At 45.9% G+C, this 26,174-nt stretch carries 26 protein-coding genes; 9 read left to right on the top strand and 17 right to left on the bottom strand.

Translation table 11 applies throughout. The annotated features are described in order from the left end of the window. Positions 1-5: 5 nt before the first annotated feature. The 5 genes from ACXACM_RS11940 (at position 6) to ACXACM_RS11920 (ending at position 2,925) form a co-directional block, all read left to right on the top strand. On the top strand, positions 6-500 hold the full coding sequence (locus ACXACM_RS11940) for a PTS glucose transporter subunit IIA (RefSeq protein ID WP_474821954.1): 495 nt from the start codon (positions 6-8) through the stop codon (positions 498-500). 137 nt (positions 501-637) lie between these two features. After that, the gene (locus tag ACXACM_RS11935; RefSeq protein ID WP_474821952.1) at positions 638-991 is read left to right on the top strand and encodes an ArsC family reductase; all 354 of its coding nucleotides are present in this window, start codon (positions 638-640) and stop codon (positions 989-991) included. Next, a complete protein-coding gene (gene dapE, locus ACXACM_RS11930) occupies positions 984-2,111 on the top strand; it encodes a succinyl-diaminopimelate desuccinylase (protein ID WP_474821951.1) in 1,128 nt (375 codons plus the stop codon). Before ACXACM_RS11935 ends, dapE begins: the two co-directional genes overlap by 8 nt. Next, on the top strand, positions 2,108-2,785 hold the full coding sequence (locus ACXACM_RS11925; RefSeq protein WP_474821950.1) for a M15 family metallopeptidase: 678 nt from the start codon (positions 2,108-2,110) through the stop codon (positions 2,783-2,785). The genes dapE and ACXACM_RS11925 overlap by 4 nt, the downstream gene beginning before the upstream one ends. Beyond that, positions 2,782-2,925 (top strand): DUF2897 family protein, encoded by a 144-nt coding sequence (locus tag ACXACM_RS11920; RefSeq protein ID WP_474821949.1) that lies wholly within the window; start codon positions 2,782-2,784, stop codon positions 2,923-2,925. Before ACXACM_RS11925 ends, ACXACM_RS11920 begins: the two co-directional genes overlap by 4 nt. Positions 2,926-2,943: 18 nt before the next feature. Here the strand turns inward: ACXACM_RS11920 and ACXACM_RS11915 are convergent, their stop codons facing one another. The 7 genes from ACXACM_RS11915 to seqA form a co-directional block, all read right to left on the bottom strand. Further along, positions 2,944-3,267 (bottom strand): heavy metal-binding domain-containing protein, encoded by a 324-nt coding sequence (locus ACXACM_RS11915; protein WP_474821947.1) that lies wholly within the window; start codon positions 3,265-3,267, stop codon positions 2,944-2,946. Further along, positions 3,264-3,680, bottom strand: a complete 417-nt coding sequence (locus tag ACXACM_RS11910; RefSeq protein ID WP_474821946.1) for an HIT domain-containing protein — start codon at positions 3,678-3,680, stop codon at positions 3,264-3,266. The genes ACXACM_RS11915 and ACXACM_RS11910 overlap by 4 nt, the downstream gene beginning before the upstream one ends. Further along, entirely contained in the window at positions 3,673-4,710 is a 1,038-nt protein-coding gene (astE, locus tag ACXACM_RS11905) for a succinylglutamate desuccinylase (RefSeq protein WP_474821945.1), read from the bottom strand. The genes ACXACM_RS11910 and astE overlap by 8 nt, the downstream gene beginning before the upstream one ends. 72 nt (positions 4,711-4,782) lie before the next feature. After that, the gene (locus ACXACM_RS11900) at positions 4,783-6,093 is read right to left on the bottom strand and encodes a putative bifunctional diguanylate cyclase/phosphodiesterase (protein ID WP_474821943.1); all 1,311 of its coding nucleotides are present in this window, start codon (positions 6,091-6,093) and stop codon (positions 4,783-4,785) included. A gap of 186 nt (positions 6,094-6,279) precedes the next feature. Next, the gene (locus tag ACXACM_RS11895; RefSeq protein WP_474821942.1) at positions 6,280-8,766 is read right to left on the bottom strand and encodes a glycogen/starch/alpha-glucan phosphorylase; all 2,487 of its coding nucleotides are present in this window, start codon (positions 8,764-8,766) and stop codon (positions 6,280-6,282) included. A 227-nt stretch (positions 8,767-8,993) separates the two neighbouring features. After that, complete coding sequence (pgm, locus tag ACXACM_RS11890) at positions 8,994-10,646, bottom strand: phosphoglucomutase (alpha-D-glucose-1,6-bisphosphate-dependent) (RefSeq protein WP_474821941.1); 1,653 nt, start codon at positions 10,644-10,646, stop codon at positions 8,994-8,996. A 46-nt stretch (positions 10,647-10,692) separates the two neighbouring features. Next, on the bottom strand, positions 10,693-11,322 hold the full coding sequence (gene seqA / locus ACXACM_RS11885) for a replication initiation negative regulator SeqA (RefSeq protein ID WP_474821939.1): 630 nt from the start codon (positions 11,320-11,322) through the stop codon (positions 10,693-10,695). Positions 11,323-11,522: 200 nt separating this feature from the next. Between seqA and ACXACM_RS11880 the strand changes: the two genes are divergently transcribed. From ACXACM_RS11880 to ACXACM_RS11870, 3 genes are read left to right on the top strand one after another with little or no spacing between them, the layout of a single operon-like run. Continuing rightward, the gene (locus ACXACM_RS11880; protein ID WP_474821938.1) at positions 11,523-12,440 is read left to right on the top strand and encodes an AAA family ATPase; all 918 of its coding nucleotides are present in this window, start codon (positions 11,523-11,525) and stop codon (positions 12,438-12,440) included. Between the two features lie 2 nt (positions 12,441-12,442). Next, positions 12,443-13,405, top strand: a complete 963-nt coding sequence (locus ACXACM_RS11875; RefSeq protein ID WP_474821937.1) for a DUF58 domain-containing protein — start codon at positions 12,443-12,445, stop codon at positions 13,403-13,405. Continuing rightward, the gene (locus ACXACM_RS11870; RefSeq protein ID WP_474821935.1) at positions 13,402-15,417 is read left to right on the top strand and encodes a transglutaminase TgpA family protein; all 2,016 of its coding nucleotides are present in this window, start codon (positions 13,402-13,404) and stop codon (positions 15,415-15,417) included. The genes ACXACM_RS11875 and ACXACM_RS11870 overlap by 4 nt, the downstream gene beginning before the upstream one ends. Positions 15,418-15,593: 176 nt before the next feature. Here the strand turns inward: ACXACM_RS11870 and fusA are convergent, their stop codons facing one another. The 5 genes from fusA to ACXACM_RS11845 all read right to left on the bottom strand — a co-directional run bounded on the left by fusA (position 15,594) and on the right by ACXACM_RS11845 (position 20,815). After that, on the bottom strand, positions 15,594-17,681 hold the full coding sequence (gene fusA, locus ACXACM_RS11865; RefSeq protein WP_474821933.1) for an elongation factor G: 2,088 nt from the start codon (positions 17,679-17,681) through the stop codon (positions 15,594-15,596). A 166-nt stretch (positions 17,682-17,847) separates the two neighbouring features. Further along, positions 17,848-18,924, bottom strand: coding sequence for a 23S rRNA (cytidine(2498)-2'-O)-methyltransferase RlmM (gene rlmM / locus ACXACM_RS11860; protein WP_474821931.1), 1,077 nt, complete (start codon positions 18,922-18,924; stop codon positions 17,848-17,850). After that, entirely contained in the window at positions 18,917-19,297 is a 381-nt protein-coding gene (locus ACXACM_RS11855) for a DUF423 domain-containing protein (protein ID WP_474821930.1), read from the bottom strand. Before ACXACM_RS11855 ends, rlmM begins: the two co-directional genes overlap by 8 nt. Continuing rightward, complete coding sequence (locus ACXACM_RS11850) at positions 19,291-19,926, bottom strand: alpha/beta family hydrolase (RefSeq protein ID WP_474821929.1); 636 nt, start codon at positions 19,924-19,926, stop codon at positions 19,291-19,293. Before ACXACM_RS11850 ends, ACXACM_RS11855 begins: the two co-directional genes overlap by 7 nt. Continuing rightward, a complete protein-coding gene (locus tag ACXACM_RS11845; RefSeq protein ID WP_474821928.1) occupies positions 19,916-20,815 on the bottom strand; it encodes a transcriptional regulator GcvA in 900 nt (299 codons plus the stop codon). Before ACXACM_RS11845 ends, ACXACM_RS11850 begins: the two co-directional genes overlap by 11 nt. Positions 20,816-21,030: 215 nt before the next feature. Between ACXACM_RS11845 and ACXACM_RS11840 the strand changes: the two genes are divergently transcribed. Continuing rightward, entirely contained in the window at positions 21,031-21,297 is a 267-nt protein-coding gene (locus tag ACXACM_RS11840; protein ID WP_474821927.1) for a hypothetical protein, read from the top strand. Positions 21,298-21,361: 64 nt separating this feature from the next. Here ACXACM_RS11840 and kdsA read toward each other — a convergent pair whose 3' ends face one another. From kdsA to prfA, 5 genes are read right to left on the bottom strand one after another with little or no spacing between them, the layout of a single operon-like run. Continuing rightward, positions 21,362-22,216 carry a 3-deoxy-8-phosphooctulonate synthase gene (gene kdsA / locus ACXACM_RS11835; RefSeq protein ID WP_474821926.1) on the bottom strand — a complete coding sequence of 285 codons (855 nt, stop codon included), beginning with the start codon at positions 22,214-22,216 and terminating at the stop codon, positions 21,362-21,364. Between the two features lie 15 nt (positions 22,217-22,231). Then, positions 22,232-22,606: a SirB2 family protein gene (locus ACXACM_RS11830; RefSeq protein WP_474821924.1), complete on the bottom strand. Its 375-nt coding sequence runs from the start codon at positions 22,604-22,606 to the stop codon at positions 22,232-22,234. Next, the gene (locus ACXACM_RS11825) at positions 22,607-24,178 is read right to left on the bottom strand and encodes a DUF3369 domain-containing protein (protein ID WP_474821923.1); all 1,572 of its coding nucleotides are present in this window, start codon (positions 24,176-24,178) and stop codon (positions 22,607-22,609) included. It lies immediately after the preceding gene. Between the two features lie 49 nt (positions 24,179-24,227). Continuing rightward, a complete protein-coding gene (prmC, locus tag ACXACM_RS11820) occupies positions 24,228-25,079 on the bottom strand; it encodes a peptide chain release factor N(5)-glutamine methyltransferase (protein ID WP_474821922.1) in 852 nt (283 codons plus the stop codon). After that, positions 25,079-26,164: a peptide chain release factor 1 gene (gene prfA / locus ACXACM_RS11815; protein ID WP_474821920.1), complete on the bottom strand. Its 1,086-nt coding sequence runs from the start codon at positions 26,162-26,164 to the stop codon at positions 25,079-25,081. The genes prmC and prfA overlap by 1 nt, the downstream gene beginning before the upstream one ends. Between the last annotated feature and the right edge of the window lie 10 nt (positions 26,165-26,174).

Here is a 26,174-nt window from a genome sequence, read left to right as displayed (position 1 = left end):
CTGCCATGCCATGGATAAATCAACGCCCGCCAAATGCAAAGCGGGAGATAATACTCACCGCACCTGTGAACGGCACATTGGCCGAGCCTGGTGAAATTAACGCGCCGTTAGCGACCAAAGGGCTCTGGGGGCCAGCTTGTTTCTTTCACGTCGCCGGGCATACGTTAGTTGCACCCATTAACGCTACCGTGATTTCTCTGCCTCGCAATGGGTACGAAGTCACGCTCAAAACACCTTTTGGCCTGAAATTGTGGATAAGTCTGAATTTATCTAATCGCACGTTAATGGGTGAAAAGTGCGAGTTTTTATGTCGTGAAGGTCAAACGCTCAAAGCAGGCGAACCGATCTTCCGTTACCAATTGAACTGGATGAAACAAAACAACATTTCAACCGCCGGAGCCTTGGCTATGGTCAACGGAGAAAAATGCGCGGGCTTGAAAAAAACGCCATTGCAGAACGTCACCGCGGGTGTCGACCCCCTCGTCTACGTTTATCTTTAAATTACGTTTGTCGCAGCGCGATTTCACTTTTTTGGTCTTTCACCGCTGTGAAAAGAAGTTTGCCCGTGCCAGGCTTTGCATCCCTCGGTTAACAAAGCTAGACTGGCTGCACGTAAAAGCTAAGCAAATGTATATCTATGAGTACTACCCTTTATGGTATCAGTAATTGCGATACCATTAAAAAAGCCAAAAAGTGGCTTGAGCAACACAATATCTCTTATACCTTCCACGACTATCGCAAAGACGGGTTAAGTGAAGAATGGCTAAAACAAACGGCCTCTCAACTAGGGTGGGAAAACCTGCTAAACAATAGAGGGACGACCTTTCGCCAATTACCTGAGGCAGACAAAACGAACCTCGATGAACGAAAAGCCCTTGCACTGCTTTTGGCCAATCCCGCAATGATCAAGCGTCCTGTGCTTATTCACGACAATAGTTATCACCTGGCGTTTAAACCGGCGCAGTATGAGGAAATTTTTGCTGATGAGTGACGTTATCGACGTAGCCAAGAATCTTATCAACCGACGTTCCGTTACACCAGAAGATGCAGGCTGCCAGGAATACATGCAGGACTGGCTCAGCGAGTCTGGGTTTACCCACGAAACCATGGTGTTTGAAGACACTACCAATTTGTGGTCACGTCGCGGTACCCAAGGCCCTGTATTTTGTTTTGCAGGCCACACGGATGTCGTACCAAGCGGTCCAGAAGACGCCTGGCAGACCCCTCCTTTTGAAGCCACGGAAAAAGCAGGTTATTTACACGGTCGTGGTGCGGCTGACATGAAAGGGAGTTTAGCGGCGATGATGGTTGCTACCCGCCGTTTCGTTGCCGATCACCCTAACCACAAAGGCAGCATTGCTTATCTCATCACAAGTGATGAAGAAGGGCCGTTTATCAACGGTACCACCCGCGTGATCGACACCCTTGAAGCCCGTAATGAAAAAATCACCTGGTGTCTCGTTGGAGAACCTTCTTCTACTGAACAAGTGGGTGATATTGTCAAAAACGGACGACGGGGCTCGCTTACAGGCGATTTGACAATAAAAGGAGTGCAAGGTCACGTTGCCTACCCTCACCTCGCCAAAAACCCGGTTCACGATGGCGCTCCTGCGCTGGCAGAGCTAAGCCAGACTCACTGGGATAATGGCAACGCGTCGTTCCCTCCAACGAGTTTTCAAATATCTAACATTCACGCAGGCACAGGCGCAGGCAACGTTATTCCGGGCTCTTGCCAGGTATGTTTCAATTTCCGTTTCTCTACAGAAGTAACCGACAAACAATTGATTGAGCGGACCACCACCATATTAGACAAGCACGGCTTGGACTATGACATAAAATGGACATTTAATGGTCAGCCGTTTCTCACTGATAAAGGCGATTTGGTTGAAGCTACACAGTATGCGATTGAAAAGGCAACAGGGTATGAAACCAAACTTTCTACCGCTGGCGGTACGTCAGATGGTCGTTTTATTGCGCCTACAGGTGCTCAGGTTATTGAATTAGGACCGGTTAATGCCACTATCCATAAAATAGATGAGTGCGTCAAAATGCGTGATTTAGACATCCTCGTGGATATCTACTACGGTATCTTAGTCAGGCTGTTGGCATGATGCAGGACACCGCTTGGTTAGGCTTAGACAACCCTTATCTTACCTCTCTTGACAATGGTTTTGAGATACACCAGGACGTGATGGAAGACTGGCTTGCGTTGCAGCACGCCGCCCAGCGGGAAGGCATCGACTGTCAGCTGGTGAGCAGCTATCGCAACTTCCACCGTCAGTTGCAAATTTGGAATAAAAAGTGGCGTGGAGAAGCAACCCTGTTCGATAAGCACGGGGATGCTCTGAACCACCAACTGTTGGATGAAGATGCCAAAATTGACGCAATTCTAACCTGGTCGGCGTTACCGGGAGGAAGTCGTCATCACTGGGGCACTGACATCGATGTGTATGATAAACATGCCGTGGAAGCTTGTGGACAAGGCTTTGATCTCGTTGATGCAGAGTATCGGCAAGGTGGCCCTTGCTATTCATTGGCTCAATGGCTGAATGACAATATTGACAAGTTTGGCTTCTTTCGCCCCTTTATGAAAGACAACAATGGTGTCTCTGTGGAACTGTGGCACCTAAGCCATGCAAAGACCGCAAAGGCATTTGAACAACTACGCAGTGTAGACACTCTGGCTAACGCCATTTCCAGTGCTGACATGGAAGGCAAAGACGCTGTGCTTAATCGTATGGATGAGCTGTTTCACCGTTACGTATTAAATGAAGGTTTACAATGAGTATTGGTTGGGTACTTCTTATCATTGCATTGGCAATGGGGTTCATTATCGGTAATGTATTGTGGTTGAAGTCTTCTTCGAAGTTTTCTGTACCAAAAGGGTTTAAACCGCGAAAGTGGGAAGACGACGAGGACGATTGACCCCGTCACATTCTATTATTACTCGGCTATTCGAACGGCAGTACCTGCGATACTCACCATCAGCATACTGCCTTTATCGCCAATAACCTGATAATCAATATCAATACCAACCACTGCATTAGCACCCATGGCTCTGGCTTCCTGTTCCAATTCAAAAAACGCCAACTTCCTGGCTTTGGTTAATTCGTCTTCGTAAGAACCTGAACGCCCGCCAACAATATCCCGTATAGACGCAAATAAATCTTTAAATAAGTTTGCCCCCATCACCGCTTCACCCACCACAATGCCGTGGTACTGAGCAATAGTTTTTCCTTCAATTGTAGGTGTAGTGGTTAAGGTCATAGTTTTTCCTTGGTAATAAATGCCGCTTTAAGGCGACTGACATGGTCATTAAGTTCTTCAGTTCCGTAATGTATCGCCGGTTGTCTTCCCCAAATAGGTGCCGGCCAGGCGACATCACTTTCAAAACGCGCTACATGATGAACGTGTAGTTGTTTAACAATATTTCCCAAGGCAGCGATATTTAGCTTATCAGGCGTATAAAGCACCGACAGAATTTCGCTGCACAATAAGGATTCACTGGTATATTGGGCTATCTGTTCGTCGTCTAAATCGGTAAACTCTGTTGCGCCATTTACCCTAGGTACCAGAATGACCCAGGGAAATTGGGAGTCATTCATCAACAGAACTCTGCAAAGGGGTAAATCAGTAATAAATACCGTATCATTGTTGAGCCTGGGATCAAGTTCAAACATGTAAATCCTCCAGTTTAGTAGGAACAACCGTGAGCAATGCCCGTTGACCTAGCGCCACACTAGCATTCGGAAACACAATGGCTTCTCCCTCGTATTCTGCCACAAACGATTTGTCTCCATCCTGAGCCAAACAAACTCCCTTACTGAAGCCTGCAAAATTTGGCGTTGATGAATCGAAATGCAAGGTAAAGTCTTCTTGTGTCCTGTTTATCACCTGGTTAACTCGAAACAATTCCAGTGAATCTTTTTGCACGCTATACACCACATCCTGCTCACTCATCAGTCTCATTAAGGCATGCCTGGCCTCTTCAAAACGAGACATATCATTCTGTCCAAATGGTCTGACCTTACCTAACTCTACAGTGAAAGCGTGGGCTGCACACTGCTTGGAAGAAAAATAGCTGAATGTGGTAGTAGGCGACTCTGACAACAGTATCGTATTAACACCACAGGCTTGAAGAAACCCTATTTGCGCTAAGCTGTACGGTTGTCCGTGTAAAAATGGATAAACCGCAAATTTTTCGTTTTTAGACTCTTTAATGGCGGTGTGAAGGTCGTAGTGTAAACGGGTATTATCTGCGCCAGACATAGCAAAAAAATCTGTGACGGCATCTTCTAACTGTTTCGCGCGGAGGCGTTCAGGATTAACTTTTCCATCGCCCTGGCTGTGTGCGCCACTGAACAGACGGTTCATATTCTCTTCCACAAACCGCTCAGCGATGGCCATGGCAGGTAAATTCCCGAACAAGAACAATACGGGGTGAACCGGTTTCAAGGCTCCGGTAAAGATCTGTTTGACGAAATCATCACAGATTTCTATGGGTGCAGTTTCGTTGCCGTGAACCCCACAAGACAACACAATGAATTTACTCTTGTCATCCACAGCAGCAGGCATGAACTGCACAATGCCAGGGCCGATAATGGTTGCGGTAACGCCTGATGTCAGACTTAATGTTTGCGATTGAACAAGGTCGGGAGAAAAACGGGAAAGATTGAGAAAATCACCATGGGCAAGCAGTCGGCTTTGCATTATTGTCCTGTTTTGGCAGCAAATAAAAACCGATCATATCGACTTATGTCGAAAAAACAAATACTGAACTTGTTAAACTAGCATCCTGCGTAAAGGAGAGCCTCCAACCATCACTTCCCCTCGCGCCAGTTCCACGAATGCTGAAAGTGGCACTGCCCGCGAAAAGAGATAGCCTTGCCCGGTGTGTATGCCAATATCCCGAAGTATATGCAATTGCTCTATTGTCTCTACGCCCTCTGCTACTACCTCGCAGTTCTTTGCCTGGCCGATGACTTTCGCAGCTTCGATAATGGCACGGTTTACCGGGTTTTCGGTTAATTCCATTACGAAAGTTTTATCAACTTTAAGTACGTTTATATCCAGATCCCGGATATAAGCCAGATTAGAGTAACCTTTTCCGAAGTCATCAACCGCAATTTCAATGCCTAGCGCACCGAGTTGATGTAATTGCTTTTTCACCATTAACGAGTTGGATAGCGCTACATCTTCCGTTAATTCCAATTCGAAATTCGATAGCGGCAGGTTGTACTTATCTCGTAAGCGAGTCAAGTTAGGTATGAGCTTGCTATCGTATAGTTGTGTGGGTGAAATATTCACAGACAGGGAAACGTCAACGCCCTGCTGCTTCAAACGTTTCATACTTAAAAAAGCCTGCTCGAATGTCCAGTAAGCCAGCTCGTTCATCATATTATAAGATTCAGCTGCCTCAATAAGTGGGCCGGGAAAGAGCACGCCATCAAGAGGATGATTCCAGCGAAGCAAGCACTCAGCACTGACAATTTGCAAGGACCGTAAATCGACTTTTGGCTGGAAGTATAATTCGAGTTCGTTTTGCAATAGCGCTCTTTTCAGATCCGCCTTTAACGCTAAACTACGCCCGGTTTCGGCTTTTTCTTCCATAGTCATCAAATGGAAGTTTTCGTATTTATTTTCTTTAGCCTGTTTAAGGGCCGCCTCAGCCTTAGATACAAAAGCAGTTAACTCAAATCCATCTTGCTTACCAGCAACAGCCCCCACGTTAAAATCTGCAATAAAAGCGTGATTTTCATGGTGCATTGGCGTTTTGAAGTGCTCGACCAGATAATTAAAATTGGCTTGCAACTCACCGCTCTGAGTTTGGTTTGGAATCACTAAACCGAAGACATCACCACTAATGCGCCCAAAATAAACAGAATCGTCAAACAGCAAAATAATGCGATTTGCAATTTCCAGCAGAAATTGGTCGGCGACCTTGATACCAAGGCTGGTGGTGACATCAGAAAAGCGCACCACGTCAATCAGCATCAAGGAGAACTGCTCGTAACGGGATGCACATTTATCGATGGTATCGATAAACGCGTAGCGATTCGGTATGGTGGCCAGGCTTCTGTGTAAACGACTCATCTTATTTTCCGGCGTTAAAACAACGGCTAATGTCGGTAAACCTAATAAAAACACGGCTGTGGGAACTGAGCAAGGGTTATTTCGTATTGGTAACTATACCTGGCTATAAATCCCGGTTTACTATTTCGACACGGCATAAAAAAGAGGTGTCCATGGACACCTCTCTGGTCATAAGATTGCGCAGACTTATTTCACTGCGCAGGAATCCAACTGCCAAATACGCTCAACGTAATCAGAAATAGACCGGTCAGAGGTAAATTTCCCCATTTTTGCCGTATTAATAATAGCCATTTTCGCCCAGCGCTCTTTATCCCGATATGCCTGATCCACAAGTTGTTGGGCATCAGAGTACGCACGGAAATCGGCTAAAACTAAGTACGGGTCGCCGTGATCAAGTAAGCTTTGCTTAATTGAAACCAGCGCACCAGGTTTACCCGGCGTGAAGTAGTCTGTTTCCAGCCAATCCAGTACTGCTTTGATTTCAGCGTCGCGATAGTAATAGTCATAAGGGTTGTACCCTTCTTCCTTCAGGGCGTGCACTTCGTCTACGGTCAGTCCGAAAATGAAAATATTGTCGTCGCCAACTTCTTCAGCAATTTCGATATTCGCACCGTCAAGAGTACCAATGGTTAACGCACCATTAAGGGCCAGCTTCATATTTCCTGTACCCGATGCTTCTTTACCCGCTGTACTTATTTGCTCAGATAAATCTGATGCTGGAATCATCTTCTCCGCTAATGACACCCGGTAGTTAGGTAAAAATACCACTTTGAGTTTGTCATTCACCCGGCTGTCGTTATTGATCTTATCGGCCACCATATTGATGGCGTAAATAATGTCTTTGGCTAACTTGTAGCCCGGTGCAGCCTTGGCCCCAAAAATAAATACTCTCGGGTGCATGTCGTAATCAGGGTTTTCCAACAACCTGCGATATAACGCCATGATATGTAACAAGTTGAGATGTTGACGCTTGTACTCATGCAACCGTTTAATCTGTACGTCAAAAATTGCATTAACGTCTACATCAATTCCCAACGAGTTTTTGATCTCTTCAGCAAGCAGGCGCTTGTTTTCAAGCTTGACCTTCATAAATTGTTTCTGGAAGGTTTTGTTCTCTGCAAATTTAGCCAGGCCTTCAAGCTTCTTAAGGTCTGTCGGCCAATCTTCACCGATTTTCTTATCAATCAGCTTCGACAACGCAGGGTTGCAGGCCTTCAACCAACGACGAGGAGTAATACCGTTAGTAACGTTGGTTAACTTACCAGGCCATAGCTCATCAAATTCAGGGAATAAATTCTGCTTTACCAATTTAGAGTGAATTTCGGCCACACCATTGACAGCAAAGGATGCAATAACCGAGAGGTTACCCATGCGCACCATTTTCTCATTGCCTTCTTCGATAATAGATAATTTGATCTTTTTCGCATTATCGCCAGGCCATTTTTTATCAACCTCAGCCATGAATCGGTGGTTGATTTCATAGATGATTTCCAGGTGACGGGGCAGAATCTTTTCAAGCATACGGGCTGGCCATTTCTCCAGTGCCTCGGGCAACAAGGTATGGTTTGTGTATGCAAAAACTTTCGTACAAATGCCCCATGCACTATCCCAGTCGAGCTCAGCTCTATCAACCAAAATACGCATCAATTCCGGAATCGCAATAGCCGGGTGTGTATCGTTAAGTTGGATAACAACCTGATCGACAAACCTGCTCCAATCATCTCCGTGCGCTCGCTTGTAACGACGGATAATGTCTTTTAATGAACAACTGCAGAAGAAGTATTGCTGGATAAGACGAAGCTCTTTTCCGGCTTCGGTCTCATCATTAGGATAAAGTACCTTAGAGATAGTTTCAGCCTGCACGTTTTCGCGCTGCGCATCAACATAACCACCAGCGTTAAATACATCCCAGTTAAAATAGTGGGAGGATTCACTCTTCCACAAACGCAAGACATTTACCGTATTGCCGCCATAACCCACAACAGGAATGTCCCAGGGTACGCCTTTAACAATTGAACCAGGGTGCCACTCTTTTTGAATACGACCATTTTCACCGTATTTTGTCTCAACGTAACCGTACAGAGATACTTGCTGAATGGATTCAGGACGACAAATTTCCCACGGATTGCCGAAATCTCTCCAGCTGTCTGGACGCTCTATCTGCGCGCCGTTTTGTATTTCCTGGCGAAACAACCCGTGTTCGTAATGAATACCATAACCAATAGCAGGAAGCTCCATGGTTGCCAGAGAATCAATAAAGCAAGCAGCCAGACGCCCTAACCCACCGTTACCCAGAGCCATGTCGGGCTCTTCTTCCATAACGTCGGCGAGTTCTATGCCTAACTCTTTCAACGCATCGTTAGCAACGTCGTACAAGCCAAAGTTTTGAAGATTGTTTGATAACAAGCGACCCATTAGAAATTCCGCAGAAAAATAATGTACTGCGCGGGTGTCATTCATGTAATGGGTTTTCTGCGTTTTGCGCAGTCCCTCAAGCACCTGTTCTTGCATTGCAGCACAAGTCGCCTTCCACCAGGCGTAATTATTGGCTTTGTTTTCGTCCGTACCCAAGGTGCAATGAAGGTGACGGATCACAGCCGCTTTAAAGTCTTTTTTGGTACTCGCACTTACCGTTACTGGTACTGAAGCAGTTTTCGTAGTCTTCGCGTTCATATCAATTCTCTTTTTGCTATGAAAGGGATTAAACGACTATAAAGCAGCCGTTTTTCGTAATTTAATTACAACTTATCACGGTGATATGACAGGAATATAGCAGTGTTTCAAACGAAGTTTTGTAATTTTTTTGTTAAAATTACAAAAAAAAACGACTCCCTCGCGGAAGTCGCCTTTTAATTTACACAAAATTAACACTTATGCATCAAAAAAATTGCATTTGGCTTTTATTTGATTATTTTAGCCACCAGTGCTTCGGCTTCTTCAATTAGGTTTTGTAAGTGACTTTCACCGTTGAAGCTTTCAGCGTAAATTTTGTAAATTTGCTCAGTGCCGGATGGGCGAGCGGCAAACCATCCATTTTCCGTTGACACCTTCACACCACCAATAGCTGCATTATTTCCAGGTGCATGGGTTTGCACAGCAGTAATGGCTTCTCCCGCCAGGCTATCATTGGTCACTACTGATTTATCCATGGCAGAGAGTTTTTTCTTCTCATCCAGCGATGCAGCCACATCCACACGTTGGTAGCTGGGAGCACCAAATTTTTCCGTCAGTGCGTCGTAATGTTGGCCAGGATCTTTGCCTGTGACGGCGAGAATTTCCGCAGCCAGTAAACACATAATAAAGCCATCTTTATCTGTGGCCCATGTCATGCCGTTGCGTTGTAAGAAGATGCCACCAGCACTTTCCTCACCGGCAAAACCGATGTTATTGTCTGCCAAACCTTGCACAAACCACTTAAAACCAACAGGCATTTCCGCTAATTCTCTGCCTAAGTCAGTGGCAACACGGTCGATCATCGAACTTGAAACTAATGTTTTGCCGATTTTCAAATCAGCCGACCAATCCGGTCTGTGTGTATACAGATACTGAATAGCCACCGCGAGATAATGATTGGGGTTCATCAATCCGTGACTGGGGCAAACGATGCCATGGCGGTCAAAATCAGGGTCATTACCCCACGCCAAATCAAACTTATCTTTAAGTTCAATTAACCCAGCCATTGCATACGCAGACGAACAATCCATCCGCAATTTGCCATCTTTATCGCGACGCATAAAACCAAACTGGGGATCGACATTGTTATTTACTACAGTGATATCCAGATCGTATTTTTCCGCAATACGCGCCCAGTAGCCCACACCAGCACCGCCGAGTGGGTCCGTACCCAGTTTGAGTTTTGCCTTGGCAATGGCCTGCATATCGACAACATCGGCGAGATCATCAATATAGGCTTCCATAAAATCGGCTTCCTGCACCCGCTCTTCAGCGCGCGCCGTCTGAATGCCCATCCGCTTAACAGCTTTGCTGTTATCAGCAATGATCTCATTGGCGCGGTTTTGAATGATGTTTGTGACGTCACTGTCAGCAGGTCCGCCGTGTGGTGGATTGTACTTGAAACCACCATCAGAAGGTGGATTGTGAGATGGCGTGATCACGATGCCATCAGCTAACCCCGATGTTTGATTGCGGTTGTAGCGAATAACCGTCCGGGAAATTACCGGTGTTGGCGTGTAACCTCTGCTAGCGTTGTCACTGCGCTGAATGACGACCTGCACATTATTGGCACACAACACCTCGATGGCAGTAACCATTGCTGGCTCTGACAATGCGTGGGTGTCTTTACCAATATACAAAGGACCAGTGATGTTTTCAGACTGCCGGTATTCTGCTAATGCCTGGCAAATTGCAGCAATGTGAACGTCAGTAAAGGTCGTATTCGCTGCTGTCCCTCTGTGACCGGAGGTGCCGAAGCTTACCGCCTCCGCCGCTACTCCAGGAGTGGGTTGGTAGCTAAAGTACTGCGTAATTAACTCTGCAACATTAATCAGTTGCTCGGGTGCTGCGGGTTGTCCTGCCTGAGGGTGTAATGCCATTTTTCATCCTTTTATCACTATGCGTCGTGCTGACTTTTAAATAATGTTATGCAAACTTAGCAATAATTGCGCCGACTGCATCATCACTGTAACCCAAGGTTTCTACTACCTGTTTGAGCATAGCGACTTTTTTGGCGGTATTGTTGTTAGTCACTACCCAATAGTCACTATTTGGGATCTGTTTTGGATTGGTGCTACTGCCTGTACTTAATAGCGCTTCTTTACTGGTGGCAAAATAGATGCGGTTTTTACCTTTTATCTCTTCCACTTTAGAAAATTCACTTTTATGTAAATCGTGCAGTTCAGAAAGAATAAAGAGAAATTGGTCTACCCGCTTCGTATAATTTGCCAACGCTTTATCATTTATTCGATTTTCAATATCGCCACTGCCATTAACAAAGGCAGGCTCTGGTGCAGATGTTCTGGTAGCAGATTGGCGTTTTGGCGCCATCGCTTTTTTGCCTTGCGTTTTTGGTTTGGCAGATTGGGGCGCGTTATCCACCGTATTAACCGTCGCTGATTCCTCTACTACCGCAGATTCGACAGACACAGCGTCAGAATGATCAGCGTCTGTAATCAACAAGCGTCTGAGGATCTCAGAGGCACTCTCGCCGATGTGCTTAGTCTGGCTGGCGATAAACGTATAGAGTTCATCATCTATTTCTATTATTTTCATAGCTTACTTCCTTAACAATCCAGGTCATTATAGACAACCGCAACTGCGAAAACAGCACTTAATCTGCCTCGATTGCTGAATGGCTATTTTTCCATCAAAAAATACCCGTGTCCGTCTATACTCAGGTATTAATTCCCTAACCAATCGCTGACAGAATGTTGATACCATGGACAAATGAGCATTAGGATACAGGACACCATATGCGCCCCGAATTTAAAACGATTATTGAGGCATTGTCCGATGTTATTATCGGCAAACCCGACCAACTTAAACTGGCTGTTGCATGCATGCTAGCCAAAGGCCATCTGCTTATTGAAGATCTTCCAGGAATGGGCAAAACCACCTTGTCTCACGCTCTGGCAAATATATTTGGTTTATCGTACAGCCGTATTCAGTTTACCTCTGATTTACTGCCCACAGACATGTTAGGAGTGAATGTATTTAACCAGCAGGAGCATGCTTTCCATTTCCACCCGGGCCCTATATTTAATGAGTTGGTGCTGGCAGATGAAATTAATCGAGCGTCGCCTAAGACCCAAAGTGCACTGCTCGAGGCTATGGAAGAAAACCAGGTGAGTGTTGACGGTAAAACACGACCGCTTCCGGCGTTGTTTTTCGTTATCGCAACACAAAACCCGACTTTTCAAGGGGGCACTTTTCCCCTTCCTGAATCACAACTCGACCGTTTTCTTATGCGTATTTCCCTGGGATATCCTTCTTGGGATGCAGAAAAAGCTATGTTGAAAACAACTCAGGGACGGGAACGCCAGCAATTAGAAACCGTGATGTCCGGCGACAAATTTAAGCAATATCAGGTTGCCGTGCAGGATGTGACCACCAGTGATGCTGTTTTAAACTACATTTTGAATCTGGTTAATGAAAGCAGAAACAACAGTGCTTATCCTCACCCGCTATCTCCCCGCGCCAGTCGTGCACTACTCAATGCAGCCAAAGCATGGGCTTTTATTCACAACCGAGATTATGTAGTACCTGAAGATGTGCAGGCTACCTTTGTCGCAGTTGCAGAACACCGCCTGCATACAAGTCAGCACAAAAATACGATTGAAACTAGTTTGAGCCAGCAACTATTGGCCAGCGTCGATCCATTGGCTGCGTAGCGATGGGTCTGCGCCAAAACCTGAATATGATGTCAGACCATTGGCTTGACACACGGATCCCTCCCAGTGCCACTGTCCAGTTAAATAGAAAAAATATTTTTATTTTTCCCGGGTTGTTTGGGGGCTTCTACCTTGCCATGACAATCTGTCTGTTCGTTCTTGCGGTAAATTACCAAAACAATCTATTGCTGTTTTTAAGCCAGTGTTTATTGAGTTTATTTCTAATCGCCCTTTTCAGCGCTTATAAAAATTTCGCCCGGCTGGCGGTTTCAGCACAAACGCCCACGGCAGTACACGCCGGTGAAACCGCTTATTTACTGATAAAAACCCAAAAAGCGACTCCGGCTCCTGCAGGCATACTGGAGGTGGGATTAAAAAACCACAAACACACAAACTATCTCAATCTAGACGCAGGGGAATCAAAACTCGCCTTGCCGATCACCACTGATACCCGGGGGAAACGCCGACTGCCACGGATCACACTTCGAAGTGCTTACCCTTTGGGTATAGTGAGATGCTGGACGCATCTTGATTTTGACCAGGATCTCTGGGTTTATCCCAAACCCAAAGCCACTGACCATGCCTTCACTGAACACAACGACTCCGATGGCGATGCAATCAATAGTAGCTCTGGCAACGATGATTTCTTTGCGTTACAACCGTTTCAAACCGGCGACCCGCTGAATAAAGTTGCATGGAAAAAAGTTGCTAAAGGCGGAGAATGGGCGAGCAAGGTGTTTGTTCGCCAGCACGCGACTATTACCTGGCTTGACATAAATGCCTTAAACGCAGACACAGAGCAAAACTTATCAATGCTGTGCTGGCAGGTTAACCATTTAACTGAACTTAAATACACCTTCGGACTGAAGCTGGGAGACGTTATTATACCTCCTTCCAGTGGCAAAATTCATCAGCAAACCTGTTTAGAGGCCTTGACACTATACCCGAAAGGGCTTTCACAATGATGCACGCTCAACTACCAGTAGCCCGCTACTTACCAGGTTTTTTAATTGCAATATTCTACGCCGTTATTAGTGTATCACTGGTTGCGGATCTTCATTTTTGGATCTTACTGTTATGCTTCTGTGCCTGCATAGTCAGGTTTTTTCTCTACCTGGGCTGGTACAATCACGCACCGGGTAAACGGACAATAAACCTCCTTGCTTTACTGGCTTCGGCGGCACTCATTACCACCAGCGATGATATAGATATCCTCCATATCATGGTGAACTTGCTACTGCTGGCATGCTCCCTTAAGCTAATGCTGTTAAATCGTCGACGGGACTTTTATCAACTTGTGATAAGCGGCGTATTTCTGGTTGCATGCGGCTTTATATTTTATCAGTCATTGGTGCGCTCGCTTTTTTATATCGCGGCATTTGGCCTTCTTATTGTGGTTCTTCTTGCAGCACACACCCCCAACCTGCGGCTGTCGCAGCAAAGTAGAAAAGCTTTTGTACTGCTATTTCAGGCTCTTCCCATTGCAGTATTATTGTTTGTTTTCATGCCTAAAATTCCCCCTTTCTGGAAAATGCCTGAAGGAAAATCAACGGAAACAGGCTTGTCTGAACACATTACTCCCGGCGACATTGCCAACTTAACCAAGTCTGAAAAACTGGCATTTACTGCCTCTTTTGACGGCCCAATCCCAGCTCCACACCAGCGCTACTGGCGGGCTATAGTGCTAGAAGACTTCGATGGTGAAAGCTGGTCTGTCAGTGAAACACGACGTTATGCATCCGCTCAATTACAGGAGATGGGAAGACAATTTAGTCCGCAAGTAAAAGGTGAACCTTTTAGATACGAAGTTATCAGTGAGCCCACACAACAGCGCTGGCTATATGCACTGGATACTGCAGTACCCGCCTCGGAAGAAAGTAAACGAGACATCATTCAGGGATGGAACTATCAATTGCTTGCTAACCAACCTTTGTTTAGTCGTTTTTCCTATTCGGTAAACTCATTCCCAGACACCCCTCGCGATCAAGGCATTGTATCAATTGATAACCGGGTGAATTTACAGGCTCCAGTGCAGACAAATACACAAACTCAGCTATGGGTGAAAGAGCTTCGTGCTCGTTATCCTGATAACGAAGCCTATGCCAATGCAATAATGAATTTCTTTAAGGATAATGAATTTGAGTACACTCTGGCGCCGTCTGCCATGCCTTATAACCCTATCGATAACTTTTTGTTTACCCATAGAGCTGGCTTTTGTGCCCACTACGCCAGCGCAATGGCATACGCCTTAAGGCTTGCGGGGATCCCAGCACGAGTAGTGTCAGGTTACCAGGGCGGTAAGCAAATAAACGATACCACCATTAATGTTTATCAATACGATGCCCACGCTTGGGTAGAAGCCTGGTTGGATGATACTGGATGGCAAACTTTTGACCCGACCACTCAGGTTGCCCCAAGTCGGATCAGCGCTGGTTTTGAAGAAGCAGCTCGGTTTTCCGGTGAGTTAATGGGAGAGCACCCCTTTACAGGTTTAGGCCACTTGGAAGCCTTTGCCTTTTTCAGAACACTCTCGGCACAAATGGATTTCTTGTGGGGTAAATGGTTTTTAGGCTTTAACAGCGAAAAACAAAATGCCTTTTTCTCCAAACTATTAGGCGATCTCTCACCATGGAAACTATCATTACTGGGAATTGTGATAGTGCTTGCCATTCTCAGTGCACTGGCACTTTACTTCTTACCTGACTGGCGACGCAAAAGCCGGCCACCCCATTATAAACTTTACCTCGGGGCTACAGATCAGTTATACCGTCACTGCAATATTGCGCGGAAAAACCAAAGTCCGGGTGAACTACTGCATACGCTGGAAACCGAGCTCTCACCCATGGCACTGGCACCATTTCGCGTTATTACTGCTTATTTCGAACATTGTGAATATGGTGGCCCAACGGTGAGCGCAGCCGAAGCTAAAGTGGCATCAAGAAAATTTATTAAAGCATTAAAAAGAAGTTCGCGGTAGTTTATCAGTTCGCTCTTATCCTGTTGTTTAGGAACCGTCGCTCTTGCGATATCGCCTGGATCTTTTCGTGCCGTGCGTGATCAATGAGAGTAAATAAACTATTTTCAACCTACTGATAATTTCAGACAACAAAAAACCCGCCAAATGGCGGGTTTTTTAATCAAACAAGCAAAATATTACTTGGCGTTTTTACGCGCTTTTGCTTCTTCAATTACTTTTTCAGCTACGTTGTTAGGACATGCTGAGTAGTGGCTGAACTCCATAGAGAACTGACCACGACCTGACGTGATAGTACGCAGGTGTCCGATGTAACCGAACATTTCAGACAGAGGTACGTCTGCCTTGATGCGAACGCCAGTTGCGCCAGCTTCCTGGTCTTTGATCATACCACGACGACGGTTAAGGTCACCGATCACGTCACCAACATTGTCTTCAGGGCTGAACACGTCAACTTTCATTACCGGCTCAAGCAACTGAGGATTAGCTTTTGGAATTGACTGACGGAATGCACCGCGAGCTGCAATTTCAAAGGCAACAGCAGAGGAGTCAACGGCGTGGAAGCCACCGTCGTACAACTCAACTTCTACGTCAAGTACTGGGTAACCAGCAAGTACACCCTGGTCCATCATAGACTTAAAGCCTTTTTCGATAGCAGGGAAGAATTCTTTAGGTACGTTACCGCCCACAACTGTAGAGGTAAAAGTAAAGCCTGAGTTTTGCTCACCTGGGCGAATGCGGTAATCAATTTTACCGAACTGACCAGAACCACCAGATTGCTTCTTGTGCGTGTAGCTATCTTCTACAGGTGTAGTGATAGTTTCACGGTATGCAACCTGAGGTTGACCTACTTCCAATTCAACGCCGTAAGTACGCTTCAGGATGTCTACTTTGATGTCCAGGTGAAGCTCACCCATACCTTTAAGGATGGTTTCGCCTGAATCTTCGTCAGTTTCAACCTGGAACGAAGGATCTTCTGCAACCAGTTTACCGATAGCGATAGACATCTTCTCGTTAGCGCCTTTATCTTTAGGCTTAACAGCAATCGAGATTACTGGCTCAGGGAAGATCATTGGCTCTAGTGTACATGGGTGCTTAGGATCACATAGCGTGTGCCCTGTTTGAACGTTCTTCATACCAACAACAGCGAGGATATCACCCGCTTGCGCTGAAGTCAGTTCTGTACGCTCATCGGCGTGCATTTCAACCATACGGCCGATACGCTCAGTCTTACCCGTTGCACTGTTAAGTACAGTGTCGCCTTTGTTTAGCTTACCAGAGTAAATACGTATAAACGTAAGGGCACCGAAGCGGTCGTCCATGATTTTGAACGCCAATGCACGGAACGGCTCGTCAACAGATACTGTTGCAACTTCACCAGTGGGCTCACCAGTCTCTTCGTCAGTAAGCTCCTGTGGATCAACTTCTGTTGGAGAAGGTAGGAAATCTACAACCGCGTCCAGTACCAACTGAATACCTTTGTTCTTAAATGCAGAACCACAGTAGGTTGGGAAGAACGCCAGGTCACGGGTACCTTTACGGATACAACGCTTGATGTCTTCTAGAGACGGCTCTTCACCATCCATATAAGCCATCATCAGGTCGTCGTCCTGCTCTACAGCAGTTTCGATTAGTTGCTCACGGTATTCGTTCGCTTTTTCAACCATATCTTCTGGGATATCTACCACTTCGTAGTTCTCTGGCAAACCAGAGTCATCCCAAATGTACGCTTTCATATCCAGCAGGTTAACAACGCCTTTGAACTCGTCTTCGATACCGATTGGCAGTGTCATTACCAGTGGGTTAGCTGCAAGTACTTTCTTAACCTGGCCAACAACACGGTAGAAATCTGCACCCATGCGGTCCAGTTTGTTTACGAAGATTACACGTGCAACTTCTGATTCGTTAGCATAGCGCCAGTTTGTTTCAGACTGAGGCTCAACACCACCGGAACCACAGAACACACCGATACCACCATCCAATACCTTCAGTGAACGATAAACTTCAACAGTGAAGTCAACGTGTCCTGGAGTATCGATGATGTTCATGCGATGGTCGTTCCAGAAACAGGTAGTCGCAGCAGACTGGATAGTAATACCACGCTCAGCTTCCTGTTCCATGAAGTCGGTAGTTGACTCACCGTCGTGTACTTCACCCGTTTTATGGATTTTACCGGTAAGCTTCAAAATACGTTCTGTAGTGGTAGTCTTACCCGCGTCTACGTGGGCGAAGATACCAATGTTTCTGTAATGAGATAATTCTGACATTAGTTCACTTTCGTTGGTTCAGAGTAAAAAAACGGCCGGATTATAAAGGATTTCAATACCAGATTTATAGTCCTTTGCGAAAAAAGTCTAAAACTTATTCAACATTTTCGCGCCAAGCCAGTGCTTTTATGTTTATAAACATAAAGTTACCGTCAAAAAAGCAAAATTAACCTTTTATGACAGTAACGGTAACCTCGTCGCGATTGTGGTACAGATGCCGGACAGTAAACTGATAATCCTTCATTTTCTTACCTAATCGCGCTTTTATTTCCTCGATAGCAGATGTGACGGTCTCATAGCGTTTTTTCATGGGTAACTTCAGATTGAAGATGGCATGGTCTGCCCACCCTTTTTCAAGCCATTCACTCATTAGCACCGCTACCCTATCGGGGCGCTCTATCATATCACACACCAGCAAATCTACACGGCCAAATTTTGGCTTATAGGTAAAACCGTCTTCCGCGTAATGGTCAACAAGGCCGGTGGCCATAAGAGATTCGTCAATACTGCCATTATCAATGGCTTCAACCGTCATTTCCCGAGCAACCAATTGATAAGTCCAGCCTCCCGGACACGCCCCCAAATCTACCGCTCTGGCGCCTTCTCTGAAAAGGCTCGCCCGATCATTGTCATTCAACATAGTTAAAATGGCTTCTTCTAACTTTAAAGTAGAGCGACTCGGGGCTTTAGGCGGGAATTTCAATCGACAAATGCCATGGGCAAACGGACTTCGACAATCCGGATAAGAGTGACCAATATAGCAGTAGTCATAGTCGGTAAAGAAAACGTGTAATGCCCGCCCATCGTCCCTTTCTTTATAGGTAAGGCGTCCTTGCTTACGAAGCCCCTGACGCAGCGGTACGGTGAACTTCCGACAAAATTTCGCCAACGCTTTACCTGCTTCTGTATCGGCATGCTCTACGAACAACAAGGTGTTTTTCCAATCGTCCGAGTCTGCCTCGCCTATGGCATCCAAAACCGGACCAGCGCGATTGCTTTTGTCGAGAGCCTCAAGAAAAGCAGTCACCACAACAATTTGGCGAGGGAATATGGTATCAGACACAGCCAGGCGCTGGCCGACTCTGTCAGCATCACCGGGCTCGTAAAAGTGAAACAAAATATACCCTTGGTCTGGCTTAAACTCAGGATAACCGTAAATAGAGAAAGATACCGAGACGGACGCAATTTCATTTGCCGTATCGGCTTCATAACCTGGCCTGCAGTAAATTAACAAGCTATTCACTGTCTTGCCCCTTTGCTATACCCACAACTAACGCGCCCCATCCGACCATAAAACATAGTCCGCCTAGCGGCGTTGCAGGCCCGACGAATCGCCACTCCAGTAACGTTAGAAGATAAATACTGCCGCTGAATAATACAGTGCCAAGTACAAAACATAGCCCTGCAAATTTGAGCCAATTGTCTTTAACAAAGCGCTGTAATGCGGCTAAACAAAGCAACGCCAAAGCGTGGTAGAACTGATAATCGACCGCTGTATGAAACGCTGTCAACTGGGTTTCTGACAACACCGCTTTCAATGCGTGGGCACCAAAAGCGCCAAAAATTACAGATGCCAATGCTGACACTGCGCCTACAAGTATATAAGGTTTTAGCATGAAAGATGCCCGTATATAAATTTTGAGGCGGTATCAGCCGCAGCTATTAAATGCTCACTGTACTGATGGCCGCTTGCTTTGCGAGGCTTCAGGCTGTGATCGCCATCGGGAAGAAAATGCACTTTCACTTTATCAGATAAGCTGTAAGCCGCCACTTCCTGTTGGGTACCAAATGTATCTCTTTCACCCTGAACAATACAAACCAGCTTACTTATTTTTTCAAGATGCTCTGTGCGAAGCTTATCGGGCTTACCTGGTGGATGAAAAGGATAGCCAAAAACGATAGCGCCGGTTGCGCCTGACTTTTCAAGTACTCGCGTAGAAACTCTACCCCCCATCGATTTTCCTCCAATGAAAACCGGAACAGCTGCCGAACTTGCAATAGCTTCCGTTAGTGCTAAAAAATGCGCCTCAAGTTTGTCTATTTTATCCGGCGGTCTGCGTTTATTCGACTCAACCATGGTTTGCATATAAGGAAAATTAAAACAAATCACTGTAATGTTGCGTTCGCACAACAGCCTTGCCATGTCCTGGATAAATTCAGACGCCATGCCAGCGCCAGCACCGTGAGCAAAAATAAACACCGCTTGTTCTTTTTCGGCGCTAAAGGTTTGTGTACTAAACGTCATACTGCTCCTCTTCAACCTGAGCCAGGATCCAACTTCTGAAAGCAGCAATTTTACCTAAATCCGCCTGCGCTTCATCACAAACCAGGTAAAAAGCATCACGACTTGCCACTTTTTCTTCAAAAGGCATGATCAATCGCCCTGCATCTAACTCGGGTCGGGCCAAAATGGTGTTACCTAATGCAATACCCTGCCCCAGAGCCGCAGCTTGCAACACCAGCATAGAGTGACTAAATACCGGCCCCTGATTTACGTTAACACCATACACACCAACGCTTTTCAGCCAGTTTTTCCATGCTTCCCGACTCATATCGTGAAGTAGAATGTGGTGCCTTAAATCACTGAGTTTTTGCAGCGGTTTCGGCCCACTGAACAACAGTGGCGAGCATAATGGAGTCAAATATTCTGTATGAAGTTTATCGGCCTTTAGCCCGCTCCATCGCCCTTTGCCATAATAAATGGCAACGTCCACATCATCAGCCAGAAACCCTTCATCAAAATCCACCGCTTTAATCCGTACGTCGATGTCTGGATGCGCCAGGCTAAACTGGCTGATGCGCGGCACCAGCCATTGACTTGCAAAACTCGGAGGCATAGCCACCGTAACCGCCCCTTTACTTCCCTTCGCCAACAGCCTTTCGGTAGCTTCCTGCAGACTTTTAAAAATGTCTTTTAGTTCAAGAAAATATGCCTGCCCCTCTTCTGTTAACAACAAGGTGCGGTTTCGTCTTAAGAAGAGCTTCATAGATAAGAATTCTTCCAGCGCTTTGATCTGATGACTGACCGCCGCTTGGGTCACAAACAATTCATCAGCAGCCTTGGTAAAGCTCAGATGGCGCGCTGCAGCTTCAAAAGCCTTGAGCGCGTTTAGCGGGGGAAGACGTCTGTGCACAAATACTCCATTAAAAATGACAATAAGGTGAATTAAACATTAGATATACTAATGCGAAAACAACAATTTTATTCGGTTTAAGTACACTACAAAACTGTTTATTATTCACCCGCTTCCCAATTAGCACCATTATTTTCAATATGTTATGAGAGCGCATTGTTAATAAAAGGCACTAATTGTTAATTAATTTTAAATTATTTTTATTAGGTGTGAAAATGACTAAATTCAAAAAATTTATTAGCCAAATGGCTATAATCCTTGCATCAACCACTGCTTATCCAACTATTTCTGAGGAAGTTTCCACAGAACAAACCATGACGCCGGTTATCAATACTATTGACCTCAGTAGCCTTACTATTAATGTTCGCGCTGAAGTCACGCAAATTTTGACCACTGAGACTGAAGTGGCTCTTGCTAAACAGTTGCTCGCCATGAATGACAAAGAACAGCCAAAAGAGGTTTCTTCAGAAAAATCTGAATAACCTTCGTCCACACCTGATACGACTGCCAGCTCTGCTACAGAGCTGGCAATCGCCATCAGCGTTCCTAATCAGCACTAGTATCGAGTGGTGCAAACCCTTTAATCAATTCATCCATCGCTTTCATCTGCTCTAAATAAGCCTCCAGCTTAGATAACGGTAAAGCACAAGGACCGTCACATTTTGCTTCATCAGGATTCGGGTGTGCTTCAATAAATAACCCAGCTAAACCCAGTGCCATCCCACTACGCGCCAACTGAGCCGCTTGTGCTCGTCTGCCATCCGCTGACGTCGCCCGACCACCAGGCATCTGCAATGCATGAGTGGCATCGAAAATTACCGGGCCATATTCTTTCATGGCATCCATGCCCAGCATATCTACCACTAAATTGTTGTAACCAAAACAGCTGCCGCGCTCACAAAGAATAACCTTATCGTTACCTGCCTCATTGAGCTTGCCAATAATGTGGCGCATTTCATGAGGCGCAAGGAACTGGGGCTTCTTCACATTAATGACCGCGCCGGTTTGGGCCATTGCGACGACTAGATCCGTCTGACGGGCAAGAAATGCAGGTAATTGGATAACATCTACAACCTCAGCCACAGGTGCTGCCTGATGAGGCTCGTGAACATCGGTGATCAGCGGGACATCAAAAGTGCGTTTAATTTCTTCGAAAATCTTTAGCCCCTCTTCCATACCTGGCCCGCGATAAGAGGTAACAGATGAACGATTTGCCTTGTCAAAAGAAGCCTTGAACACATAAGGAATATTCAGCTTAGTGGTGACCTCTTTATAGTGCTCAGCAATTTTCATCGCCAGATCACGGGATTCCAATACGTTCATTCCACCAAAAAGTACAAAGGGTTTTTCATTATTAACAGTTATATTTCGAAAAGAAATTTCATGTTTGGAGTGGGTCATTTCGTTATTCCAAATCTAAAAAAACAAAGGTTGCTTAGTCACCGCCACATGGGCAATAGCAACAATACATGCCAGGGCACCGATAAACGCCGCCCATCTAACAATTGCAGTTCGCCCTAGTTTTAACGCTACTAAGCCGAGAAAAATATAGGCAACCAGACCAACGACTTTGAATGTGAGCCAACCTTGAGCCAACGGATACTGACTCAGGATGAAACAAAGCCAAATTGCACTACCCAGCAAAACCGTATCTATGACATGGGGTAATATTTTTGCCCACTTTTTTTGTAGTATCCCATTATTGTACTGCGACCAAAGAAAACGCAGGACGAAAAGAAATACACTCAGCGCCACTGCGGTGAGGTGTATGTGTTTGGCCATCATATACATTTAGTTTTCCTTATTAACGGCGTGCTTGTCTGACAGGCTGTGTTGGATAGCATCGAATCGAGGTGCATTATCTATTAACAACTTAACCAACTTCGGATCGAAATGTCTGCCGCTTTCATCGGCAATTGTTTTCAGAGTTTTTTCAAGGGTCCAGGCTGGTTTGTAAGGACGTTCATTACGCAATGCATCAAAAACGTCCACTAACGTGGCAATGCGGCTTTCAAGTTTTATGGCTTCACCTTTTAAGCCCGCCGGATAACCCAACCCGTCCCAACGTTCATGATGCTCTTTGGCAAGCAAAGAAGCCAGTTGTACAGTCGGGCTATCGGAGTCTTTAAGGATCTGGTAACCAAATTCGGCATGTTGACGGATTGAAAAACGCTCATCGTCTGTCAATTCGTCAGTTTTCATCAGTATTTGCGACGACACATTAGTATTGCCAACATCATGAAGGGGAATGGCCATTCTAAGGGTATAAACCTGAGTTTCTGTTAAACCTGCATAGCGCCCCAACAGATCTGCCATTTCTACCATGCGTTGAATATGCTTACTGGTATTAGTATGGCTGTCCATCGCTTTCCCCAAGCGCTCGATAATTTCCCGTTGCGTGCTTTCTACATCCTGGGTTATCAGCACATTCTCAAATGCCAGCTGAACATTATCGGAAAACAGTTTGAGTAAGTGCATACTGGTAGGCGTTAGCTTTCTTGGCACCCCGGATAAATACAACACAGCGCCTTTATGATGTTTGCTGTAGCAGTAAGCAGCTACATAGTCATCGCCAAAGATAATACGCTTTTCTCGCAATGCTTTAATGCACAGGTCGTAAACGTCAGCTGATATGCTTTCTCGGAGTTGCTGACCTTCAAAACCCGCATATTCACCATTACCGGCGAACACAAATAATTCATCTTCTACCGGGTCTGAATTTAACGGGCGAGAAACTGCAACAGCGTTCGTAATATAGGCTGCGTCCTGGGAAAACCCCATAATAGAGGACAGTTGCTGAATGAGCCCTTGCATAAATTTCTCTAAGGAGCGCGAGGTGAATAAGTCGGCAGAGGCATCAATTATTTTTTCAAGCCCGGCGCGACTTTCCTCTATTACCACTATATCTCTGTACGATCGCAGAGACGATATCATCGCAGTAAAAAGTTTTTGCGCGGTTAATTCTGTTTTGGATTTGTAGTCGTTGATATCGTAGTCGACAATAACCTGTCTTTCTGGCGCTTGTCCTGGTTGACCGGTTCTCAGAATAATGCGGGTGAAGTGATTATCAAGCTCATTGCGAATGTACTCAGCGACTTCCAAACCTGCGTTGTCTGTTTCCATTACGACGTCAAGAAGTACTACTGCCACGTCATCGTGTTGTCGGAAATACGCTTTAGCTTCATCACCGGTATAAGCACTAACAAATTCAAGGCGTTTATCATCGAGAAGAAAGTCACCTAAAGCTAGCTTGGTCATTGCATGCACTTCGGGTTCATCATCAACGATAAGTACTTTCCAGGTGCCCACTACCGGTAGTGTTTCCTCGCCATCATCATCGGCAAACAAAAAGTCATCGCTCATTCATACTATCCATGATTGTTTTAACACTAAAAGCATACGCAAAGTATGCCTATTCGCAAGTATTGTATTTACCCAGCGTGATTCTATCCAAGCCAGCAAGGTCTTGTATTGTCTCAACTTCACAATATCCAGCTGCTTCAAACAGGCTGCGAATAGCACTTCCCTGGGGATATCCATGCTCTAGTAATAACCAACCGTCAGCTTGTAAATGAGCAGTGGCACGGTGAATAATACGTCTTATATCTTCGAGCCCATCCAAACCGGACGTCAGTGCCGAGCGGGGCTCAAATCGCACATCACCTTTTTGTAAGTACGGGCTGTTTTCTTCCACGTAAGGCGGGTTGCTGACAATCATGTCAAATTTTGTAGTACCAAGTGCTGCAAACCAGTCACTTTGCAAAAACTGAACATTACTAAGCTGATTCAACTCAGCGTTTTGCTTCGCCAGTAGGATAGCGTCTGCCACCTTATCAACACCAGTAACAGTGATATCCGGGCGCTCACTTGCCAGCGACAACGCCACGGCACCGGTTCCTGTACCAAGATCGCACAAAGTGGAAGCATTTGGGGACAAGCGAGTCAAGGCATTTTCAACCAGTAACTCTGTTTCCGGCCGAGGAATAAGGGTGCTTGAATTGACAGCCAGACGCAGCGACCAAAAATCTCTGTACCCTAATAAATAGGCGACAGGCTCGCCCCGTACCCTTGCGTCAATCAATGCGCTAAATTGTGCATATACACTTTCAGACAGTGTTTTATCTGACCAGGTATACAGGTAGGCTTGATTTTTCCCAAGGCAATGGGCAAGCAAAAGCCTGGCGTCTGTTGAGGGAGATTCACTGCCCGCTACCGTTAACGCTTCTTTTGCCCAGGCTAACGCCTGGGCAATAGTTGAAGGCATTATTCGTCAGCCAATGATGCGAGTAAGTCAGCCTGATGTTCCTGCCTGATTGGGTCAAGCATGGCCGCAAGATCACCTTCGATGACTTCATCTAGGCGATAAAGTGTCAGGTTTATACGGTGGTCGGTCACTCTGCCCTGAGGGAAATTGTACGTGCGAATTCGCTCCGAACGATCACCACTTCCCACCAGGTTTCTACGTGTGGATGCTTCCTCTGCAGCGCGCTTTTCTTCTTCCATTTGATTGAGACGCGCCTGTAGTACAGACATGGCTTTGGCTCTGTTTTTGTGCTGTGAACGCTCGTCCTGACACTCAACCACCAACCCAGTGGGTAAATGGGTAACGCGAATCGCAGAGTCAGTTTTGTTTACGTGCTGACCACCCGCTCCTGAGGCTCGGAAGGTATCAACCCGCAAATCTGCAGGGTTTATTTCAATGGCCTCAGATTCTGGGATTTCAGGTAATACAGCCACCGTACAGGCCGAAGTGTGAATACGGCCTTGAGACTCAGTTTCCGGTACGCGTTGAACCCGGTGACCACCAGACTCAAACTTCATAACGCCGTACACGCCATCGCCGGATAGGTTCGCAATCACCTCTTTAAACCCGCCATGTTCACCTTCATTCTGACTGATCACTTCCACGCGCCAGCCCTGGGTTTCCGCATAGCGGCTATACATTCTAAATAGATCGCCAGCAAAAATAGCCGCTTCATCACCGCCAGCACCCGCACGGATTTCCAAAAAGCAGTTGTGATCGTCATTGGGATCTTTAGGAAGAAGTAGTATTTGTAGCTCTTCTTCTAAACAGGTCAGGTCTGATTTGGCTTGCTTGATCTCTTCCTGCGCCATTTCCCGCATTTCGGCGTCGTCTTCCTCAAGCATTTCTTCCGCCGAGGACAAATTTTCCTGCGCCTGCTGATACGCGTTAAAGCCTTTCACTACATCTTCTAACTGACTAAACTCTTTTGATAACCCGCGAAACTTTTCCTGATTCGAAATGGTCTCCGGATCGCCTAACAAGGCTTGCACTTCGTCAAAGCGTTCTACCAGGTGTTCGAGCTTTCTGACTACTGACTCTTTCATAATTTGATTT

The sequence above is a fragment of the Alteromonas sp. AWQ4_252 genome (assembly GCF_056158205.1).
This window is presented reverse-complemented; position numbering and strand designations above follow the sequence as displayed.

Bases quoted from the DNA above. Each gene is read 5' to 3' on its own strand.
- ACXACM_RS11940 (WP_474821954.1), top strand. From the start codon at position 6: ATGCCATGGATAAATCAACGCCCGCCAAATGCAAAGCGGGAGATAATA.
- ACXACM_RS11935 (WP_474821952.1), top strand. From the start codon at position 638: ATGAGTACTACCCTTTATGGTATCAGTAATTGCGATACCATTAAAAAA.
- dapE (WP_474821951.1), top strand. From the start codon at position 984: ATGAGTGACGTTATCGACGTAGCCAAGAATCTTATCAACCGACGTTCC.
- ACXACM_RS11925 (WP_474821950.1), top strand. From the start codon at position 2,108: ATGATGCAGGACACCGCTTGGTTAGGCTTAGACAACCCTTATCTTACC.
- ACXACM_RS11920 (WP_474821949.1), top strand. From the start codon at position 2,782: ATGAGTATTGGTTGGGTACTTCTTATCATTGCATTGGCAATGGGGTTC.
- ACXACM_RS11915 (WP_474821947.1), bottom strand. From the start codon at position 3,267: ATGACCTTAACCACTACACCTACAATTGAAGGAAAAACTATTGCTCAG.
- ACXACM_RS11910 (WP_474821946.1), bottom strand. From the start codon at position 3,680: ATGTTTGAACTTGATCCCAGGCTCAACAATGATACGGTATTTATTACT.
- astE (WP_474821945.1), bottom strand. From the start codon at position 4,710: ATGCAAAGCCGACTGCTTGCCCATGGTGATTTTCTCAATCTTTCCCGT.
- ACXACM_RS11900 (WP_474821943.1), bottom strand. From the start codon at position 6,093: ATGAGTCGTTTACACAGAAGCCTGGCCACCATACCGAATCGCTACGCG.
- ACXACM_RS11895 (WP_474821942.1), bottom strand. From the start codon at position 8,766: ATGAACGCGAAGACTACGAAAACTGCTTCAGTACCAGTAACGGTAAGT.
- pgm (WP_474821941.1), bottom strand. From the start codon at position 10,646: ATGGCATTACACCCTCAGGCAGGACAACCCGCAGCACCCGAGCAACTG.
- seqA (WP_474821939.1), bottom strand. From the start codon at position 11,322: ATGAAAATAATAGAAATAGATGATGAACTCTATACGTTTATCGCCAGC.
- ACXACM_RS11880 (WP_474821938.1), top strand. From the start codon at position 11,523: ATGCGCCCCGAATTTAAAACGATTATTGAGGCATTGTCCGATGTTATT.
- ACXACM_RS11875 (WP_474821937.1), top strand. From the start codon at position 12,443: ATGGGTCTGCGCCAAAACCTGAATATGATGTCAGACCATTGGCTTGAC.
- ACXACM_RS11870 (WP_474821935.1), top strand. From the start codon at position 13,402: ATGATGCACGCTCAACTACCAGTAGCCCGCTACTTACCAGGTTTTTTA.
- fusA (WP_474821933.1), bottom strand. From the start codon at position 17,681: ATGTCAGAATTATCTCATTACAGAAACATTGGTATCTTCGCCCACGTA.
- ACXACM_RS11855 (WP_474821930.1), bottom strand. From the start codon at position 19,297: ATGCTAAAACCTTATATACTTGTAGGCGCAGTGTCAGCATTGGCATCT.
- ACXACM_RS11850 (WP_474821929.1), bottom strand. From the start codon at position 19,926: ATGACGTTTAGTACACAAACCTTTAGCGCCGAAAAAGAACAAGCGGTG.
- ACXACM_RS11840 (WP_474821927.1), top strand. From the start codon at position 21,031: ATGACTAAATTCAAAAAATTTATTAGCCAAATGGCTATAATCCTTGCA.
- kdsA (WP_474821926.1), bottom strand. From the start codon at position 22,216: ATGACCCACTCCAAACATGAAATTTCTTTTCGAAATATAACTGTTAAT.
- ACXACM_RS11830 (WP_474821924.1), bottom strand. From the start codon at position 22,606: ATGTATATGATGGCCAAACACATACACCTCACCGCAGTGGCGCTGAGT.
- ACXACM_RS11825 (WP_474821923.1), bottom strand. From the start codon at position 24,178: ATGAGCGATGACTTTTTGTTTGCCGATGATGATGGCGAGGAAACACTA.
- prmC (WP_474821922.1), bottom strand. From the start codon at position 25,079: ATGCCTTCAACTATTGCCCAGGCGTTAGCCTGGGCAAAAGAAGCGTTA.
- prfA (WP_474821920.1), bottom strand. From the start codon at position 26,164: ATGAAAGAGTCAGTAGTCAGAAAGCTCGAACACCTGGTAGAACGCTTT.